Source organism: Pseudomonas sp. SWRI81 (genome assembly GCF_014268545.1).
Taxonomy (GTDB): domain Bacteria; phylum Pseudomonadota; class Gammaproteobacteria; order Pseudomonadales; family Pseudomonadaceae; genus Aquipseudomonas; species Aquipseudomonas hamedanensis.
Genome location: NZ_JABWQS010000010.1, coordinates 38,733 through 56,680, shown reverse-complemented (window position 1 = coordinate 56,680; position 17,948 = coordinate 38,733). Strand labels below are relative to the sequence as shown.

Genomic DNA, 17,948 nt, shown 5'->3' with positions numbered 1-17,948 from the left:
TTCATGCCAATTCCTCCACAGCGCGGACGAACTGGTGACCACGGTCTTCGTAATTCTTGAACATGTCGAAACTGGCGCAGGCCGGCGACAACAGCACCACATCACCCGGTTGGGCGGCGGCGCGGCATTGCGCGACGGCGTCGACCAGCGAGGACGCGCGAATCAGTGGCACGGCATCACCGATGGCCTCACCGATCTTGTCGCTGTCACGGCCCATCAGCACCACGGCGCGGCAGTGGGCCGCCACCGGATCGCGCAGATCCTTGAACTCGGCGCCCTTGCCATCACCGCCGGCGATCAGAATGACCTTGCCGTCGATGTCCGCGCCGAGGCCTTCGATGGCGGCCAGTGCGGCGCCAACGTTGGTGGCTTTGGAATCGTTGTAATACGCCACGCCGTCAAGATCGCGCACCCACTGGCAGCGATGTTCGAGACCGGCAAAGGTGCGCAGCGCCGAGAGCATGGCATCGAACGGCAGGCCGACAGCATGACCCAGCGCCAGCGCCGCGAGGGCGTTGGCCTGGTTGTGCGCACCGCGAATCTTCAGCTCGCGCACCGGCATCAGGTTCTGGAATTCAAAGGCCAGATACTTCTCGCCGTCTTCTTCGCGGATACCGAAGGCTTTGAAATCCGGTTTGGTCAGGCCGAAGGTCCAGCATGGCTGGCCCTCGCCCATCAGCGGCCGGGTCAACGCATCCTGACGGTTGACCACGAACTGCCTGGCGCCGCGGAAGATCCGGTGCTTGGCCAGGTGGTACGCCGGCAGACCGCTGTAGCGATCCATGTGGTCTTCGCTGATGTTCAGCACGGTGGCGACTTCGGCGTTGAGCTGGTCGGTGGTCTCCAGTTGAAAACTCGACAGCTCCATCACGTACAGCTCGATGTCATCGCTGAGCAGGTCCAGCGCCGGGGTGCCGAGGTTACCGCCGACGGCCACGCGCTTGCCGGCCGCAGCCGCCATCTCGCCAACCAGGGTGGTCACGGTGCTTTTCGCGTTGGAACCGCTGATGGCGACGATCGGCGCCCGCGCGTTACGCGCGAACAGTTCGATGTCGCCGGACAGTTTCACGCCACGGGCCGCGGCGGCTTGCAGGGCCGGGGTCGCCAGCGCCAGGCCGGGGCTCACGTAGAGCTCGTCGGCACGGCAGAGGAATTCGACGTCCAGCTCGCCACAACGCACTTCCACGTGCGGATAGTCACGCTTGAGCGTGGCCAGTTCCGGTGGATTTTCCCGCGTGTCGGCCACGGCAAACGACGTGCCCCGGTTCGCCAGGAAGCGAACCAGGGACATGCCGCTCTTGCCGAGGCCGACAACGATGCGGAAGTGGTCAGAAGCGATCAGAGACACTCGTTCTACCTCAGCTTCAGGGTGGCAAGGCCGACCAGGACGAGAATCACGGTGATGATCCAGAAACGGACAATCACACGCGGCTCGGGCCAGCCCTTGAGTTCAAAGTGGTGGTGAATCGGCGCCATGCGGAACACACGGCGACCGGTCAGTTTGAATGAGGCAACCTGAATGACCACGGACAGGGTTTCCATCACGAACACGCCGCCCATGATGAACAGGACGATTTCCTGACGGACGATCACCGCGATGGTGCCCAGTGCCGCGCCTAGTGCCAGGGCACCGACGTCGCCCATGAACACTTGCGCTGGGTAAGTGTTGAACCAGAGAAAGCCGAGGCCGGCACCGATCAGCGCGCCGCAGAACACGATCAGCTCGCCCGCGCCCGGCACGTAAGGAATCAACAGGTATTCGGCGAATTTCACGTTACCCGACAGGTAGCAGAAAATGCCCAGGCCACCGCCGACCATCACCGTCGGCATGATTGCCAGACCGTCGAGACCGTCAGTCAGGTTGACCGCGTTGCTCGAGCCGACGATCACAAAATAGGTCAGCACGATAAAACCGGCGCCCAGCGGGATGCTGTAGTCCTTGAGCATCGGCAGAATCAGCGTGGTTTCCACCGGCGTGGAAGCAGTCATATAAAGGAAGATTGCCGCGCCGAGGCCGAACACCGACTGCCAGAAATACTTCCAGCGGCTCGGCAAGCCGCGGGAGTTCTTCTCGATGACTTTGCGGTAATCGTCGACCCAGCCGATGGCGCCGAACAGCAGGGTCACCAACAGCACCACCCAGACGTAACGGTTGCTCAGGTCTGCCCAGAGCAGCGTGCTGACACCAATCGACGACAGAATCAGCGCGCCACCCATGGTCGGCGTGCCGGATTTGGACAGGTGCGATTGCGGGCCGTCATTGCGAACGGACTGGCCGATCTGACGATTCTGCAACGTGCGGATCATCCACGGGCCATAGCACAGCGACAAGACCAGCGCGGTCAGCACACCGAGGATCCCGCGCAGGGTCAGGTACTGAAAGACCGCGAAGCCTTTGTGGAACTGTTGCAGATACTCCGCTAGCAGCAGCAGCATTAATGTTTCTCCAGACTGGACCCGCACAGAGCCGCAACGATGTTTTCCATCGCTGCACTGCGCGAACCCTTGATCAAAATGGTGGTGTTTGTGTCCTGCTCGGCGTCGAGGGCCTGGATCAGTTCGGCTTGGCTGCCGAAGTGATGCGCCTGTTCACCGAATGCGTTTACGGCGTGAACCATGTTGGGTCCGACGGCATAAAGCGCGGAAACCTTGCCTCGGGCGTATTCGCCCACGTCGCGGTGCCCCTGCTCCGCCCAGTCGCCCAACTCGCCGATATCCCCGAGCACCAGGACGGTGCGGCCGGAAAAGCCGGCGAGTATATCAACGGCCGCGCACATCGAGGTGGGGTTTGCGTTGTAAGTGTCATCGATCACGCGCATGCCATTTTTCGCCAGCTGCGCGACGGTGCGGCCCTTGACCGGTTGCACAGCGCCCAGCCCGGTGGCGATGCCGAACAGCGACACGCCCAGGGCGTGGGCGGCAGCGGCGGCGGCCATGGCGTTGGCGACGTTATGGGTACCGAGCAGGTTCAGTTGCACACGCTCGCTGCCTTCAGGGGTGTGCAGATTGAACGCCGGGCAACCACGGGCGTCGGTGGCCAGATCGCTGGCATGGAAATTCGCCTCGGTGTTGCTCAGGGCAAAGGTCAGCACCTGGCGACCGGCTGCACGGGCCTTCCAGATAGCAAAAGCCTTGTCATCGAGGTTGAGCACGGCGATGCCATCGGCCGCCAGCCCTTCGATGATTTCGCCTTTGGCTTCGACGATTTTTTCCGGACCGCCAAACTCACCGACGTGGGCGGTGCCGGCATTGTTCAGGATCGCGACGTGCGGCTTGGTCAGCCCGACGGTGTAAGCGATCTCGCCCAGACGCGAGGCGCCCAGTTCGATCACGGCCGAGGTGTGCTCCGGCGCCAGTTCGATCAGGGTCAGCGGTACGCCGAGGTCGTTGTTCAGGTTGCCACGGGTCGCCAGCACCGGACCGCGCGTGCGCAGGATGCTCGCAAGCATTTCCTTGACCGTGGTCTTGCCGCTGGAACCGGTCACCGCCGCCACTGGCTGAGTAAACGCGGCACGGTTCAGCGCGCCGAGCTGGCCCAGCGCCTGACGGGTGTCCTTGACCAGCAATTGCGGCAGCGCGCTGTCGGCGACTTCGCGCTCGACCAGTGCGGCCACGGCGCCTTTCGCGGCGACGTCGTTCAAATAGTCATGCCCGTCGAAACGCGGGCCGGTCAGGGCAATGAACAGCTGGCCGGGCTGAATGGCGCGGCTGTCGATGCTCACGCCATTGAAACTGGCATCGTCGCCGATCAGGCGGGCGTCGAGTGCATTGGTCAGTTCGCTGAGTGTCAGGGCCTTAAGCATGGGCCACCTCCCACGCGGTCAGGGCGTGATCGGCCTCGACCAGATCGGAAAACGCATGGCGCACGCCGTTGATTTCCTGATAGTCCTCGTGACCTTTGCCGGCGAGGACAATGACGTCGTCAGCGGTCGCGCCGGCAATCAATTGCGCAATGGCCTGGCCGCGACCGGCCACGAAGGTGACTTTATCCACAGCGCTGAAACCGGCACGGATGTCGTCGAAAATCACTGCCGGGTCTTCAGTGCGCGGATTGTCATCGGTGACCAACACTTGATCGGCCAGACGCTCGACCACTTCGGCCATCAACGGACGCTTGCCGCGATCGCGATCGCCGCCGCAGCCGAACAGGCACAGCAGCTGGCCTTTGACGTGCGGGCGCAGTGCGGTCAGGACTTTTTCCAGCGCATCCGGCGTGTGGGCGTAATCGACCACCACCAGCGGTTGCGTGCCGCCGCCCAGACGCTGCATGCGTCCGGCCGGGCCTTCGAGCTTCGGCAGCACCTTGAGAATTTCGTCGAGGGCGTAATCCAGACCGAGCAAGGCACCGACCGCGGCCAGTACGTTGCTCAGGTTGAAACGCCCGAGCAATGTGCTGCGCAGGTGATGCTCACCCTGCGGCGTGACCAGCGTGGCGCGCACGCCGTGGTCGTCGAACTGTGCTTCGCGGCAATACAGATACGCACTGCTGTCGAGCAGGCTGTAGGTGATCAAACGCGACTCGCGTTTTTCCGCCGCCAATTGCCGGCCGAAGTCGTCGTCGAGGTTGACCACTCGGCACTTCAGGTCATTCCAGGCAAACAGCTTGGCCTTGGCCTCGGCGTACGCCTGCATGGTGCCGTGATAATCGAGATGATCGCGGGACAGATTGGTCATCACTGCCACGTCGAAGGCCAGCGCTGTCACCCGGCCCTGATCCAGACCGTGGGACGACACTTCCATGGCGACGGCTTTGGCACCGGCCTTTTTCAGGTCGCCCAGGGTCGCTTGCACGGCGATCGGATTCGGCGTGGTGTGCAGACCGCTTTCCAGCGCGCCATAGAAGCCGGAACCGAGTGTGCCGACGATCCCGCAATGCTGGCCGAGCAGATCCAGCGCCTGCGCGACCAGTTGGGTCACGCTGGTCTTGCCGTTGGTGCCGGTGACGCCGATCAGGTTCAGGTGATGGCTCGGCTCACCGTAAAAGCGCCCGGCAATGTCGGACAGCTGCGCCGCCAGGCCTTTGACCGGAATCAGTGGCACGTCGGTAATCGGCAGCACGGTGGCGCCTTCCACTTCATAAGCAACTGCCGCAGCACCGCGTTGCAAGGCATCGGCGATGTGCGCGCGGCCATCGAACTTGCCGCCGGGCACGGCGAGAAACAGGTCGCCGGCGCGCACGTTGCGGCTGTCCAGCGCCAGTTCACGGATCAACAGATCGTGGCCGGCGTGGGGGAATATCTTGTTCAGACTTAATGACATCAGCCGCGCCCTCCATTGGCTTTCAGCGGAACGACCGGGGTGGCATTGGCCTGCTGCGTGGTCGGCAGGTTGTCCGGGGTCACGTTCATCAGACGCAGGGTGCCGGACATCACACGGCTGAACACCGGCGCCGAGACCAGACCACCGAAGTAACCGGCCTTTGTCGGTTCATCGATCACGACAACAATGGCGTAACGCGGATCGCTCATCGGGCCGAAACCGGCGAACAGCGAGCGGTAGGAATTCTCGGCATAGCCCTTGGTGCCGACCGAGGTCTTGCGCGCCGTACCCGACTTGCCGCCGACGTGATACGCCGGCACCTGCGCACGGAACACGCCGCGCGGGGCTTCGATCACTTGCTGCAGCATGCCTTGCATGGTTTTCGCCACGGCTTCGGGCAGCACTTGCGTGGTCTGCGGCATCTTGTCGGTTTTGATCAGGGTCAGCGGCGCGAGGCGACCGTTGTTGGCCAGCGCCGAGAACGCATGCACCAGCTGGATCGCGGTCACGGAAATACCGTAGCCGTACGACAGCGTCGCGGTTTCAGCCTTGCGCCACTCGCGGTAGTTCGGCAGGTTGCCAACGCGCTCGCCCGGGAAGCCCAGACCGGTGTCCTGGCCGAGGCCGACTTTCTGCGCCAGACGGAAAATGGTTTCGCCGCCGATATCAAAGGCGACCTTACTCATGCCGACGTTACTGGAATTGATCAGAATGCCGGTCAGGTCGAGGACCGGGCCTTCGGATTTCGACACGTCCTTAATGGTGTATTTGCCGATCTGCAGCGAGCCCGGATACACCTCGACGGTGTCGGTCGGCTTCCAGCGGCCGGTTTCGATCGCGGCGCTCATGGAGATGGCTTTCATGGTCGAACCCGGTTCGAACACGTCGATCATCGCGCGGTTACGCATCATCGCCGGTTGCAGGTTGCGACGGTTGTTCGGGTTGTAGGTCGGCTGGTTAACCATGGCGAGGATCTCGCCAGTCTTCACGTCCATGATCACCAGGCTGCCGGCCTTGGCGCCGTTCTCGATGATCGCGTTGCGCAGTTCGCGGTTGGCCAGGTATTGCAGACGCAGGTCAATCGACAACGCCAAGGGCTTGCCGGCCTTGGCGTTTTTGGTGACCTGGACATCCTTGATCAGCCGGCCACGGCGATCCTTGATGACTTGTCGTTTGCCCGGCACCCCGGCCAGCCATTCGTCATAGGCCAGTTCGACGCCTTCACGACCGTGATCGTCGATGTCGGTAAAACCGACCATGTGCGCGGTGACTTCACCGGCCGGATAGAACCGGCGAAATTCTTCGATGCCATAGACGCCCGGCACTTTCAGGTCGAGCACGGACTGGCCCTGCTCGGGGGTCAGCCCGCGCACCAGGTAAATGAATTCTTTGTTGGCCTGGGCTTCGAGGCGTTCGCTCAGGGCCTTCGGGTCCTGGCCCAGCGCAGCAGCGAGTGCCGGCCACTTCTCTTTGGCCGATTGCATTTCCTTGGCGTTGGCCCACAGCGTGGTCACCGGCGTACTCACGGCCAGCGGCTCACCGTTACGGTCGGTGATCAGGCCACGGTGCGCCGGAATCGGGATGTGGCGAAGGCTGCGCGCGTCACCCTGTCCCTTGAGGAAGTCACGGTCAACCACTTGCAGGTCGATGATGCGCCAGCAGATCGCCGCGACCATCAAGCCAAGCAGTGCGACCATCAGGCGGAAGCGCCAAGGGAACAGTGCGCCTTCGAGTTTCATCATGGCGCCACCATTTTCACGTCAGCCGCGCCAGGGATGTGCATCTTCAATTGTTCGGTGGCGAGCACTTCGATGCGACTGTGCGCGGTCCAGGTGCTTTGCTCGAGAATCAGCCGGCCCCACTCGGCCTGCGCCTTGTCGCGCACGCTGAGTTCGTTATAAAGCGTGTTGAGCAACTGCCGGTTCCAGTGCGCGCTGTAAGACACGGCGATCGCCGATACGAGCACGCCGACAAACAGCAGCAGCATCAGAAAGCTGCCGCCGGGCAGTGGCTTGGCGAAAAGCTTGCTCACCGCAACTTCTCCGCGACGCGCATGACGGCGCTACGGGAACGTGGGTTGGCCTTGAGTTCGGCGTCGGAGGCCGTCTGCGCTTTGCCATGGATTTTGATTTTCGGTTCGAACGCGACGTGGCGAACCGGCAGGTTGCGCGGCAGGTTGTCGGCTTCGCCTTTCACCAGCTTGCGCATGAACAGTTTGACGATGCGGTCTTCCAGCGAATGGAAGCTGATCACCACCAGACGACCGCCCACTTCCAGAGCCTCGAGCGCGGCTTCGAGGCCGGCCTCCAGATCGCCCAGTTCGTTGTTGACGTGAATGCGCAAACCCTGGAATGCGCGGGTGGCCGGGTTCTTGCCCTTTTCCCACGCCGGGTTGGCGACTTTCAACACTTCGGCCAGATCGGCAGTGCGCTCGAACGGCTTGATATCACGACGCTCGGCGACGGCACGGGCCATACGCCCGGAGAAACGCTCTTCGCCGTACTCCTTGAACACCCGGGCGATTTCTTCAGCCGGCGCGGTGTTGACGAATTCGGCAGCGCTGATGCCACGGGACGGATCCATGCGCATGTCCAGCGGACCGTCGTTGAGGAAACTGAAACCGCGCTCGGCATCGTCGAGCTGCGGCGACGACACGCCCAGGTCGAGCAGAATGCCGCTGACCTTGCCGGTCAGGCCTTGCTCGGCAACCACCGAACCCAGCTCGGCAAAGCTGCGCTGCACAACGACAAAGCGGCCGTCTTCGGCCGCTAGCGTTTGCCCGGTGGCAATCGCTTGTGGATCCTTGTCGAATCCGATGAGTCGACCGTCCGGCCCGAGCTGGCTGAGGATCAACCGGCTGTGCCCGCCGCGCCCGAACGTGCCGTCCAGATAGCAGCCATCAGGACGTACGGCGAGAGCCTCGACGGCTTCGTCAAGCAGTACGGTGATGTGGTTAAAGCCGCTATCAATAGTCACAGGATCAAATCACGCAGTTCATCAGGCATCGCGCCCGGTTGTTGAATAGCAGCAAGGTCAGCGGCAGACACCGCGTTCCATGCATCCTCGTCCCACAATTGGAACTTGTTCAGTTGGCCCACCAGCATCGCGCGCTTATCCAGCTTGGCGTAGTCGCGCAGACGCGGCGGAACCAGGAAACGACCGCTGCCATCGAGCTCGAGGTCGACGGCATTACCAATCAGCAAACGTTGCAGGCGACGGTTCTCTTCGCGTAGCGAAGGGAGCGCGCGCAACTTGGTTTCAATAATTTCCCACTCGTCGAGCGGATAGACACACAGACACGGATCAACGGCATCAATGGTCACGATCAATTGGCCAGAACTGCGCGAATCGAGCTCGTCACGGTACCGGCTCGGCATGGCGAGACGGCCCTTTGCATCGAGACTGATAGCGTTAGCTCCGCGAAACACGTCTGCGTTTCTCCAATTTTTATCGTTTTGAGCTCAAAAAACCCACTTCATGCCACTTTCCGCCACTTGCGCACACTATAGGAATGCGCCCACCACACCGTCAAGGCGCGGATTAAAGGAAAACCCTTACAGAACGGAGATTTAGGAGCTTAAAAGGAGGTGCAACGGGATACTGGCGGAGACTTTTGACCCATAACTTGAGGCTGCACTGAAAGCTGCGCTCGAAAGTTAAAGTAATTTGTTAAGAGTAAGATTTTTTCGGTATTACAAAAGCGCTTCTGCTGTTGATTGAAGCAGGTGGGAAATGGCTATTACTGCGTTTGCCGCTGCCGAACTTCAGAGCAGGCCTGCCGATATTACACAGCCCTGTGGTCTTTGCTTCATGCAGGGAAAGAAAAAGGTGGAGAGTCGATCTGTAAGCCGGGTTCTGTCTTGAACAGTCATTCGTCTACGATGGCCATCACTGGACATCTTTAGCAACCTACCCGGTCCCAGCGCGGGCCACGCCTTGGGACCCTATTTGGTCTTGCTCCAAGTGGGGTTTACCTAGCCACGAACTGTTGCCAGTCGTGCGGTGCGCTCTTACCGCACCTTTTCACCCTTACCGGCGCTTGCGCGCTTAGGCGGTTATTTTCTGTGGCACTTTCCGTAGGCTCACGCCTCCCAGGCATTACCTGGCACTTCGCCCTATGGAGCCCGGACTTTCCTCCCCCCCCTAATTTTCATAGAGGGCAGCGACTGTCCGATCGACTCTCCGCCGCGAAGGTTAACGGCAGCGCGCCTGAAGAACAAGCGCTAATAGCCGCAAAACCTGTCTGCGCGACGGGTTACTCGCCCTTCTGTTTATCCAGCGCCACCTGGTACAGCACGTTTTTGCGCTCACCGGTGATCTGCGCGGCCAACGCGGCGGCGCGCTTGAGTGGCATTTCTTCAAGCAACAGGTCAAGGATGCGCATCGCCTCGCTGCTGACCGCCTCTTCAGACTCCGGGGCGGTCCAGCCAGCCACCAGCACCACGCATTCGCCGCGCTGCTGATTGCTGTCGGATTCGACAAATTCACGCAACTGCGACAGCGGCAGGCCTTTAAGCGTTTCGAAGGTTTTGGTGATCTCTCGGGCCAGCAACGCGTGGCGCTCGCCACCGAACACTGCTTCCATGTCCTGCAAACATTCGAGAATGCGGTGCGGGGCCTCATAAAAAATCAGCGTGCGCGGCTCTTCTTTTACTGCCTCCAGCCGAGCCTTGCGCCCGACCGACTTGGCCGGCAGAAAACCTTCAAAGATGAAACGGTCCGACGGCAGCCCCGCCGCCGACAGTGCAGCGATCAGGGCACAGGCGCCCGGCACCGGCACCACATTGATTCCGGCAGCACGGGCCTGACGCACCAGGTGATAACCCGGATCGGAAATCAGCGGCGTACCGGCATCGGAAATCAGCGCGACGTTATCGCCCGCCAGCAAACGGGTGATAAAACGGCTACCTTCATCTCGTTCATTATGTTCGTGGCAAGCCGCCAGCGGCGTGGAAATCCCGAAATGCTGCATCAGCCGCGCCGAGTGACGCGTGTCCTCGGCCGCAATCAGCGCCACCTCACGAAGGATTTTCAGGGCCCGGGCGCTGATGTCGTCCAGGTTGCCGATGGGCGTCGCCACCACATAAAGCGAGCCAGCAGCGGAATTCAGGGAACCTGGAGCAGTCAAAGCGCACACCTCGTGATCGGTAAAAGCGGCCATTGTAGCGCGTCACGCAGCTTGCGATGCGCTTCACCCGCCCCGGGTTTTTCATGCCGTTGTGCGGCGCGACACCCTTTGCGCCAGCTAAATTGATCGATTCACGCCAGTAACATCGCGCCCCGGCCAGTGCTTGGGTACAATTCCACGCTAATTTGATCGAGTATCAGGAACACTTACATGATCGCTTGCCTGCGGCTGTTCACTGCCCTCTGCCTCGCTGCCTTGTTGGCGGCGTGTGCCAGCTCCCCTTCCTCCAGCCTTGGCGAACTTCCACGGACCCCGGACGCCAGCATCGAGCAGCTGCTCGAACAGGCTGGCCAGGCGAAAACCCCGGAAAAAGCCGCCCTGTTGCGCCTGAGCGCGGCAGACCTGGCTTATCGCCAGGGCAACGCCGGGCAGTCCGCGCAAATCCTGCAACAAGTGCCGATGGAGCAACTCAAGCCCGGCCAGCAGATTTTCGCCAACACACTGTCCGCCGAACTGGCGATGACGCGCAACCAGCCGAAAGCCGCGCTGACCGCCCTGAGCCATCCAAGCCTGCAACAATTGGGCGAGATGCCTGAAGAGCAGCAAGTGCGCACCGGCACCGTTCGTGCCCGCGCCTTGGAAGCCGATGGCCAGACCCTGGCCGCCGCACGCGAGCGAGTGTTCATCGCGCCAATGCTCGAAGGCGAAGCCGCAGGCAAGAACCACGAAGCGATCTGGACCCTGATCGCCTCACTGCCGACCGATCAACTGCAACCGAACGCGACCGATGACCTCGGTGGCTGGATGGCGCTGGCGCAAGCGGTGAAAACTGCCGGCACGCTGGAACAGCAGCAAGCCGCAATCGACACCTGGCGCGCGCAGAATCCAAAGCATCCGGCCGCAATCACTCTGCCGCTGCCGCTGACCAAACTCAAGGAACTGGCCAGCCAGCCGCTGAGCAAAATCGCCCTGCTGCTGCCACAGGACGGCCAACTGGCCGCTGTCGGCAAAGCGCTGCGCGAAGGTTTCATGGCCGCGCACTATCAGGCGCAACAGGCCGGACAAAAGCCGCCTGCCATCGAGTTCTATGACAGCTCGAAACTGACTTCGATGGATGAGTTCTACCGCAAGGCCCAGGCTGACGGTGTGCAACTGGTGGTCGGTCCGCTGGAAAAACCTTTGGTCAAACAACTGAGCACCCGACCGCAACTGCCGATCACCACCCTTGCGCTGAACTACAGCGAAGGCGATCAGGGCCCTGCGCAACTGTTCCAGTTCGGTCTTGCCGCGGAGGACGAAGCCCGCGAAGTCTCGCGTCGCGCCCGCGCCGACGGCCTGCACCGCGCCGCGATCATGGTGCCGAAAGGCGAATGGGGCGACCGCGTATTGCGTGCGTTCAGCCAGGACTGGCAAGCCAATGGTGGCAGCATCGTTGCCACCGAACGTGTCGATCAGCCAGTGCAACTGGCCCAGCAGATCGCCGACATGTTCCAGCTGCGCCAGAGCGAAGCCCGCGCCAAGAGCCTGCAGAATGCCGCCGGCACCAACGTTGCCGCGCAGCCTTCGCGTCGCCAGGACATCGAGTTCATCTTCCTCGCCGCGACGCCGCAACAGGCCCAGCAGATCAAGCCAACCCTGAACTTCCAGTACGCCGGTGACGTTCCGGTCTATGCGACCTCCCATGTGTACAGCGCCAGTGGCGACGTCAACCAGTACAACGACATGGCCGGCATTCGCTTCTGCGAAACCCCATGGTTGCTTGAATCCAGCGACCCGCTGCGCCAGCAAGTCGTCGCGCAATGGCCACAGGCTGCCGGCAGTCTCGGCCGCCTGTATGCGATGGGCGCCGATGCGTATCGCCTGGCACCGCGCCTGGGCCAGCTCAAAGCCCTGCCGGACAGCCGCATCGAAGGTCAGTCGGGCAGCCTCGGCATGACCCAGACCCAGCGTGTTGTGCGTCAGTTGCCTTGGGCGCAGTTCGTCAGCGGTCAGGTTCAACGCCTGCCGGACACCCCACGCTGATGCCCGACAGGTCACGCTCGCAAAGCGGCAAGGATGCCGAGCGCCAGGCGCTCGAGCATCTGCAACAACACGGTCTGCGCCTGCTGGCGCAGAACTGGTTATGCAAACGCGGCGAGCTTGATCTGGTCATGCTTGATGGCGATACAGTAGTATTCGTTGAAGTTCGTTACAGAAAAGACACCCAATGGGGTGGCGCGCTCGCTAGCATCGATGGGCGCAAGCAGCAGAAGCTGATTCTCGCTGCGCAGTATTTTCTTCAGCGCGAATCGCGTTGGGCCAACGCCCCCTGCCGCTTCGACGTGGTGGCCATCGACAGCCATCCGGATCAGTTGAACTGGCTGCAGAATGCTTTCGACAGTTGATCGTCTGCGCTGCGTCCCGGACAATCCCACCGATAAATTTTGCTCTTTGCTTTGCGGGCTGCACATTCATGTGCCGGACAGCCGCGCTACTTAAGGTCACACAGATGGACATGCAATCCCGAATTCGCCAGCTTTTCCAGGCCAGTATCGACACCAAGCAACAGGCGATGGACGTACTTGCACCGCACATCGAGCAAGCCAGCCAGATCATGGTCAACGCCCTGCTCAACGAAGGCAAAATGCTTTCGTGCGGCAACGGTGGCTCCGCCGGCGACGCCCAGCACTTTTCTTCGGAGCTGCTGAACCGCTTCGAACGCGAGCGCCCGAGCCTGCCGGCGATTGCCCTGACCACCGACACCTCGACGATCACCTCGATCGCCAACGACTACAGCTACAACGAAGTGTTCTCCAAACAGATTCGCGCACTGGGTCAGCCGGGCGATGTCCTGCTGGCGATTTCGACCAGCGGCAACTCGGCGAACATTATTCAAGCGATCCAGGCCGCACATGATCGCGAAATGATTGTCGTAGCTTTGACCGGACGCGATGGCGGCGGCATGGCGTCGCTGCTGTTGCCCGAGGACGTCGAGATTCGCGTACCGGCCAATGTCACTGCACGTATTCAAGAAGTCCACTTGCTGGCGATCCATTGCCTCTGCGATCTGATCGACAGCCAACTGTTCGGGAGTGAAGAATGACCCCTAATCGCCTTGGCCTTCTGGCCTTGACCCTGTGCCTCGGCATCAGCGGCTGCACCTCGGTGGTGAACGCCAGCCGTGAAGCGCCGATCGAAGACGACCGCGGCACGCGCACCTTCGGTAGCAAGATCGACGATTCGTTGATCGAAACCAAAGTCGGTGTGAACGTGGCGAAGGCCGATCCGGCCCTGGATAACGATTCGCACATTGTCGTCACCAGCTTCAACGGCGTCGTGCTGCTGGCCGGTCAGACCCCGCGCGAAGACCTCAAGGCCAAGGCGGAACAGGCTGCCGCCAACGTCCAGCGCGTGAAGAAGGTGCACAATGAGCTGCAAGTGCTGCAACCATCCTCCTTGCTGGCCCGCCAGAACGACGCGTGGCTGACCACCAAGATCAAGACGCAGATGCTCACCGACGCCAGCATTCCTGGCTCGCGCATCAAAGTCATTACCGAAAACGGCATCGTCTACCTGCTGGGCCTGCTGACCAAACAGGAAGCCGCCCAGGCGACCAATCTGGTTCAGGGCGTTTCCGGCGTGCAGAAAATCGTGAAGCTGTTCGAGTACATCGACTGACCTGATTACGCAGGAGCTGTGCACTCGTCAGCTCCTACGTAATAAAAAAGGCGATCCATTCGGATCGCCTTTTTTATTACTTCACAACCTTCAAGCTTGGCCGGCCGCTTGGCCGCGGTGGCTCTCTGTCGGGTGGCGGCAGATCGTCCGGGTCGATCTCTTCCTCGTCGTCCAGCGGCGACTCGAGATCAAACACCATACCCTGACCATTCTCCCGGGCGTAGATACCCAGGATCGCACTGATCGGCACGTACAGGCTGTGCGGGACACCACCGAAGCGACCTTCAAAGGTCACCACGTCGTTGTCCATGTGCAGATGACGCACGGCACTGGGCGAGATGTTCAGGACAATCTGCCCGTCGCTGGCGAAACCCTGCGGCACCTGCACTGCCGGGTACTCGGCATTGACCAGCATGTGCGGGGTGCAATCGTTATCCACAATCCACTCGTAGAGCGCGCGGACCAGATAAGGTCGACTGGAGTTCATAGCGGCTCCTTAAGCCTTAGCGCATATCGCGTTCGACACCAGACAGACTCGCCTGGAATGCCTCACGCGCAAACTGGCGCTCCATATAATCAAGCAGCGGCTTGGCCGGCCGCGGCAGTTCAATACCCATAATCGGCAAACGCCAGAGTATGGGTAATAGGCAGCAATCCACCAGACTTTGTTCCTCACTGAGGAAGAACGGTTTGTCGGCAAACAGCGGCGAAACGCCCGTCAGGCTTTCGCGCAATTCCTTGCGTGCCACGACCCGCGCGGCCTCTTTGCTTTTAGGATCCAGAATCAGATCCACCAGCCCGCACCAGTCACGCTGAATCCTGTGAATCAGCAGACGGCTATTGGCCCGCGCCACCGGATAAACCGGCAGCAGCGGCGGGTGCGGGTAACGCTCATCCAGATATTCCATCACCACGGTCGACTCCCACAACGCCAGGTCACGATCGACCAGCGTGGGCAGACTGCCGTAAGGGTTCACTTCAATCAGTTTAGGCGGCTGACGACCAGCTTCCACATAAATGATCTCTGCGCTGACACCCTTCTCTGCAAGCACGATGCGCACTCGGTGGGAATAGTGGTCGGCGGGGTCGGAGTAACAGGCCAACCGATTGGTCACGCCCATGGCGATCCTCCTCGCTTGTTGAAATTGTCGGAACCGGAAAAACGCGCGCGCCCAGAGGGCACCTCCCACAGGGTCTGACTGAGCAGACCCTGCTTTAGCGGAGGCGCCCTTGGGCGCGCGCGATTAACAGCAATGCTTGAAGCGTATCAGTGCACGTCTTTCCAGTATTCACGCTTGAGCAGGTAGGCGAACACAAAGAAGAACGCCAGGTACAGCAAGACATAAGTACCGATGCGCTGATGTTGCAGCTTAACCGGGTTAGCCGAGTAAGCCAGGAAGGTTACCAGATTCTTGACCTTCTCATCGAACTGCTCTTCGTTCAGAGCACCGGATTTCGGCACGATGGTCAACTGATCGCACGCTTCATGGGTCAGCGGCGTGCCGGTCAGCGGATCATATTGCTTCTTGCCGTCCTCAACGATCTGCACCTGTTTGCAACCGATGACCTGACGACCCTGCAGGCCGACCAGCACGTTAGGCATGCCGACGTTCGGGAAGACCTTGTTGTTCACGCCCCATGGACGTGCCGGGTCTTCGTAGAACGACTTCAGGTAACCGTACAACCAGTCGGTGCCACGCACGCGAGCCACCAGAGTCAGGTCCGGTGGCGCCGCACCGAACCAGGTCTTGGCGTCGTTCGGCTGCATGCCGATATTCATGTGATCGCCGATCTTGGCACCGGTGAATACCAGCTTCTCCAGCATCAACTCGTGCGGGATGCCGAGGTCATCGGCGACGCGCTCGTAACGCTGGAACTTGGCGCTGTGGCACCCCATGCAATAGTTGGCAAAGGTCCGCGCACCATCCTGCAGGGCGGCTTTGTCGGAGACGTCGATGTCGACACTTTCCAGTTCCGGACCGTGGCCCCCGGCAGCAAAAGTGAGGGAAGGCAGCGCAGCAAAAATCAGAGCAAAAAATAACTTTTTCATCAGCCAGTCACCCTTTCCGGAACCGGTTTGGTCTTCTCGAGCCGGGTGTAGAACGGCATCAGAATGAAGTAGGCGAAGTACAGGAAGGTGCAGACCTGCGACAACAACGTGCGGCCCGGTGTCGGGGCGAGCACGCCCAGAACGCCGAGGATCACGAACGAAATGCAAAACACCACCAGCCAGATTTTGCTTAGCCAGCCTTTGTAGCGCATCGACTTGACCGGACTGCGATCCAGCCAAGGCAGCACAAACAGCACGGCAATCGCCGCGCCCATGGCGATAACGCCAAGGAGCTTATCCGGCACCGCGCGCAGGATTGCGTAGAACGGTGTGAAGTACCAGACCGGGGCGATATGCTCAGGCGTCTTGAACGGGTTAGCCGGCTCAAAGTTGGGTTTTTCGAGGAAATAGCCACCCATTTCCGGGAAGAAGAACACAATGAAGCAGAAGATGAACAGGAACACTACGACGCCGACAATGTCTTTCACCGTGTAGTACGGGTGGAAGGCGATGCCGTCCAGCGGGATGCCGTTTTCGTCCTTGTGCTTCTTGATGTCGACGCCGTCAGGGTTGTTCGAACCCACTTCGTGCAGCGCCAGAATGTGCAACACCACCAGTCCGAGAATCACGATCGGCAGCGCCACGACGTGCAAGGCAAAGAAGCGGTTCAGGGTGATTCCGGAGATCAGGTAGTCACCACGAATCCACTGGGTCAGGTCATCGCCGATCAGCGGAATCGCGCCGAACAGCGAGATGATCACCTGCGCGCCCCAGTAGGACATTTGCCCCCACGGCAGCAGGTAACCCATGAACGCTTCGGCCATCAGCGCCAGATAAATCAGCATGCCGAACACCCAAACCAACTCGCGCGGCTTCTGGTACGAACCGTAAAGCAGGCCACGGAACATATGCAGATAGACCACGATGAAGAACGCCGAGGCGCCGGTCGAGTGCAGCAGCCGCAGGATCGAGCCGTATTCGACGTCACGCATGATGTATTCGACGGAGGCGAACGCTTCTTCTGCCGACGGCGTGTAGCTCATCGTCAACCAGACACCGGTGACGATCTGGTTGACCAGCACCAGCAGCGCCAGGGAGCCAAAGAAGTAGAAGAAGTTGAAGTTTTTTGGCGCGTAATATTTGCTGAGATGGTCTTCCCACATTTTGGTCGCGGGAAAGCGCGCATCAACCCAATCCATGAACTTGCTCATCACGCTTTCTCCGTATCGACGCCGATGACAATCAGGTCATCGGTCTCATAGGAATGCGGGGGAACTGGCAGGTTCAAAGGCGCAGGTTGCGACTTGTAGACGCGGCCAGCCAGATCGTAATGGGAACCGTGGCACGGGCAGAAATACCCGCCTACCCAGTCTTTGCCCAGATCCGCAGGTGCCACTTCGGGACGGAAAGTCGGTGAGCAACCCAGGTGCGTACAGATCCCGATCAGCAGCAGAATTTCCGGCTTGATCGAGCGCACTTCAGGGTCGACATAGGTGGGTTGCGTGGAGTTTTTGGAAGTCGGATCGGAGAGCTGGCCTTCGATCTTCTTGAGATTCCCCAGGATTTCCTCGGTACGGCGGACAATGAATACCGGCTGGCCGCGCCATTCAGCAATCATCTGCTGTCCTGGCTCGATTTTGCTGACATTCACTTTCACCGGTGCACCGGCGGCTTTCGCCTTGGCACTGGGAAACCATGACCCCACGAACGGGACCGCAGCCCCCACCGCTCCTGCAGCACCCACCACGGATGTGGCTGCTACCAAGAAGCGACGCCGGCCTGCATTCACGCCGTCATTGCTCATTCAGTCCTCTCCCATCAGCTTTTTGGCCTGTTAAATCAGGCGTCTACTAA

General features: G+C 60.7%; 18 protein-coding genes and 1 other RNA gene. 4 read left to right on the top strand and 15 right to left on the bottom strand.

Annotated elements, in window-relative coordinates; genetic code table 11:
- Position 1 precedes the first annotated feature (1 nt).
- The 10 genes from murD to rsmI all read right to left on the bottom strand — a co-directional run bounded on the left by murD (position 2) and on the right by rsmI (position 10,420).
- Positions 2–1,348: a UDP-N-acetylmuramoyl-L-alanine--D-glutamate ligase gene (gene murD / locus HU765_RS09025; protein ID WP_186619813.1), complete on the bottom strand. Its 1,347-nt coding sequence runs from the start codon at positions 1,346–1,348 to the stop codon at positions 2–4.
- Positions 1,349–1,353: 5 nt separating this feature from the next.
- Complete coding sequence (gene mraY, locus HU765_RS09020; RefSeq protein ID WP_126366224.1) at positions 1,354–2,436, bottom strand: phospho-N-acetylmuramoyl-pentapeptide-transferase; 1,083 nt, start codon at positions 2,434–2,436, stop codon at positions 1,354–1,356.
- Positions 2,436–3,803 carry a UDP-N-acetylmuramoyl-tripeptide--D-alanyl-D-alanine ligase gene (gene murF / locus HU765_RS09015; RefSeq protein ID WP_186619812.1) on the bottom strand — a complete coding sequence of 456 codons (1,368 nt, stop codon included), beginning with the start codon at positions 3,801–3,803 and terminating at the stop codon, positions 2,436–2,438. The genes mraY and murF overlap by 1 nt, the downstream gene beginning before the upstream one ends.
- Positions 3,796–5,259, bottom strand: a complete 1,464-nt coding sequence (locus HU765_RS09010; protein WP_186619811.1) for a UDP-N-acetylmuramoyl-L-alanyl-D-glutamate--2,6-diaminopimelate ligase — start codon at positions 5,257–5,259, stop codon at positions 3,796–3,798. The genes murF and HU765_RS09010 overlap by 8 nt, the downstream gene beginning before the upstream one ends.
- Positions 5,259–6,998, bottom strand: coding sequence for a penicillin-binding protein 2 (locus tag HU765_RS09005; protein WP_186619895.1), 1,740 nt, complete (start codon positions 6,996–6,998; stop codon positions 5,259–5,261). Before HU765_RS09005 ends, HU765_RS09010 begins: the two co-directional genes overlap by 1 nt.
- Positions 6,998–7,291, bottom strand: a complete 294-nt coding sequence (gene ftsL / locus HU765_RS09000; RefSeq protein WP_095123194.1) for a cell division protein FtsL — start codon at positions 7,289–7,291, stop codon at positions 6,998–7,000. Before ftsL ends, HU765_RS09005 begins: the two co-directional genes overlap by 1 nt.
- Complete coding sequence (gene rsmH, locus HU765_RS08995; RefSeq protein ID WP_186619894.1) at positions 7,288–8,229, bottom strand: 16S rRNA (cytosine(1402)-N(4))-methyltransferase RsmH; 942 nt, start codon at positions 8,227–8,229, stop codon at positions 7,288–7,290. Before rsmH ends, ftsL begins: the two co-directional genes overlap by 4 nt.
- A gap of 2 nt (positions 8,230–8,231) precedes the next feature.
- Positions 8,232–8,687, bottom strand: coding sequence for a division/cell wall cluster transcriptional repressor MraZ (gene mraZ / locus HU765_RS08990; protein WP_122590036.1), 456 nt, complete (start codon positions 8,685–8,687; stop codon positions 8,232–8,234).
- Positions 8,688–9,087: 400 nt separating this feature from the next.
- An RNA gene (rnpB, locus tag HU765_RS08985) (RNase P RNA component class A) lies at positions 9,088–9,441 on the bottom strand.
- A 73-nt stretch (positions 9,442–9,514) separates the two neighbouring features.
- Positions 9,515–10,420 (bottom strand): 16S rRNA (cytidine(1402)-2'-O)-methyltransferase, encoded by a 906-nt coding sequence (gene rsmI / locus HU765_RS08980; protein WP_186619810.1) that lies wholly within the window; start codon positions 10,418–10,420, stop codon positions 9,515–9,517.
- A gap of 177 nt (positions 10,421–10,597) precedes the next feature.
- Between rsmI and HU765_RS08975 the strand changes: the two genes are divergently transcribed.
- The 4 genes from HU765_RS08975 (at position 10,598) to HU765_RS08960 (ending at position 14,044) form a co-directional block, all read left to right on the top strand.
- Positions 10,598–12,409, top strand: coding sequence for a penicillin-binding protein activator (locus HU765_RS08975; RefSeq protein ID WP_186619809.1), 1,812 nt, complete (start codon positions 10,598–10,600; stop codon positions 12,407–12,409).
- On the top strand, positions 12,409–12,771 hold the full coding sequence (locus HU765_RS08970; RefSeq protein ID WP_186548997.1) for a YraN family protein: 363 nt from the start codon (positions 12,409–12,411) through the stop codon (positions 12,769–12,771). The genes HU765_RS08975 and HU765_RS08970 overlap by 1 nt, the downstream gene beginning before the upstream one ends.
- Positions 12,772–12,875: 104 nt before the next feature.
- Complete coding sequence (locus tag HU765_RS08965) at positions 12,876–13,469, top strand: phosphoheptose isomerase (RefSeq protein WP_008082788.1); 594 nt, start codon at positions 12,876–12,878, stop codon at positions 13,467–13,469.
- The gene (locus HU765_RS08960; RefSeq protein ID WP_186548995.1) at positions 13,466–14,044 is read left to right on the top strand and encodes a BON domain-containing protein; all 579 of its coding nucleotides are present in this window, start codon (positions 13,466–13,468) and stop codon (positions 14,042–14,044) included. Before HU765_RS08965 ends, HU765_RS08960 begins: the two co-directional genes overlap by 4 nt.
- Positions 14,045–14,120: 76 nt before the next feature.
- Here the strand turns inward: HU765_RS08960 and HU765_RS08955 are convergent, their stop codons facing one another.
- The 5 genes from HU765_RS08955 to petA form a co-directional block, all read right to left on the bottom strand.
- The gene (locus HU765_RS08955; RefSeq protein ID WP_186619808.1) at positions 14,121–14,531 is read right to left on the bottom strand and encodes a ClpXP protease specificity-enhancing factor; all 411 of its coding nucleotides are present in this window, start codon (positions 14,529–14,531) and stop codon (positions 14,121–14,123) included.
- A 16-nt stretch (positions 14,532–14,547) separates the two neighbouring features.
- Positions 14,548–15,165, bottom strand: coding sequence for a glutathione S-transferase N-terminal domain-containing protein (locus tag HU765_RS08950; RefSeq protein ID WP_186530436.1), 618 nt, complete (start codon positions 15,163–15,165; stop codon positions 14,548–14,550).
- A gap of 146 nt (positions 15,166–15,311) precedes the next feature.
- Positions 15,312–16,094, bottom strand: a complete 783-nt coding sequence (locus HU765_RS08945; RefSeq protein WP_186619807.1) for a cytochrome c1 — start codon at positions 16,092–16,094, stop codon at positions 15,312–15,314.
- Positions 16,094–17,305 (bottom strand): cytochrome bc complex cytochrome b subunit, encoded by a 1,212-nt coding sequence (locus HU765_RS08940; RefSeq protein ID WP_186548989.1) that lies wholly within the window; start codon positions 17,303–17,305, stop codon positions 16,094–16,096. The genes HU765_RS08945 and HU765_RS08940 overlap by 1 nt, the downstream gene beginning before the upstream one ends.
- Positions 17,305–17,898 carry a ubiquinol-cytochrome c reductase iron-sulfur subunit gene (gene petA / locus HU765_RS08935; protein ID WP_007917031.1) on the bottom strand — a complete coding sequence of 198 codons (594 nt, stop codon included), beginning with the start codon at positions 17,896–17,898 and terminating at the stop codon, positions 17,305–17,307. Before petA ends, HU765_RS08940 begins: the two co-directional genes overlap by 1 nt.
- Between the last annotated feature and the right edge of the window lie 50 nt (positions 17,899–17,948).

Excerpts from the sequence above, each read along its gene's own strand:
- mraY (WP_126366224.1), bottom strand. The coding sequence starts at position 2,436 with ATGCTGCTGCTGCTAGCGGAGTATCTGCAACAGTTCCACAAAGGCTTC.
- murF (WP_186619812.1), bottom strand. The coding sequence starts at position 3,803 with ATGCTTAAGGCCCTGACACTCAGCGAACTGACCAATGCACTCGACGCC.
- HU765_RS09010 (WP_186619811.1), bottom strand. The coding sequence starts at position 5,259 with ATGTCATTAAGTCTGAACAAGATATTCCCCCACGCCGGCCACGATCTG.
- HU765_RS09005 (WP_186619895.1), bottom strand. The coding sequence starts at position 6,998 with ATGAAACTCGAAGGCGCACTGTTCCCTTGGCGCTTCCGCCTGATGGTC.
- rsmI (WP_186619810.1), bottom strand. The coding sequence starts at position 10,420 with ATGGCCGCTTTTACCGATCACGAGGTGTGCGCTTTGACTGCTCCAGGT.
- HU765_RS08975 (WP_186619809.1), top strand. The coding sequence starts at position 10,598 with ATGATCGCTTGCCTGCGGCTGTTCACTGCCCTCTGCCTCGCTGCCTTG.
- HU765_RS08970 (WP_186548997.1), top strand. The coding sequence starts at position 12,409 with ATGCCCGACAGGTCACGCTCGCAAAGCGGCAAGGATGCCGAGCGCCAG.
- HU765_RS08965 (WP_008082788.1), top strand. The coding sequence starts at position 12,876 with ATGGACATGCAATCCCGAATTCGCCAGCTTTTCCAGGCCAGTATCGAC.
- HU765_RS08960 (WP_186548995.1), top strand. The coding sequence starts at position 13,466 with ATGACCCCTAATCGCCTTGGCCTTCTGGCCTTGACCCTGTGCCTCGGC.
- HU765_RS08955 (WP_186619808.1), bottom strand. The coding sequence starts at position 14,531 with ATGAACTCCAGTCGACCTTATCTGGTCCGCGCGCTCTACGAGTGGATT.
- HU765_RS08950 (WP_186530436.1), bottom strand. The coding sequence starts at position 15,165 with ATGGGCGTGACCAATCGGTTGGCCTGTTACTCCGACCCCGCCGACCAC.
- HU765_RS08945 (WP_186619807.1), bottom strand. The coding sequence starts at position 16,094 with ATGAAAAAGTTATTTTTTGCTCTGATTTTTGCTGCGCTGCCTTCCCTC.
- HU765_RS08940 (WP_186548989.1), bottom strand. The coding sequence starts at position 17,305 with ATGAGCAAGTTCATGGATTGGGTTGATGCGCGCTTTCCCGCGACCAAA.
- petA (WP_007917031.1), bottom strand. The coding sequence starts at position 17,898 with ATGAGCAATGACGGCGTGAATGCAGGCCGGCGTCGCTTCTTGGTAGCA.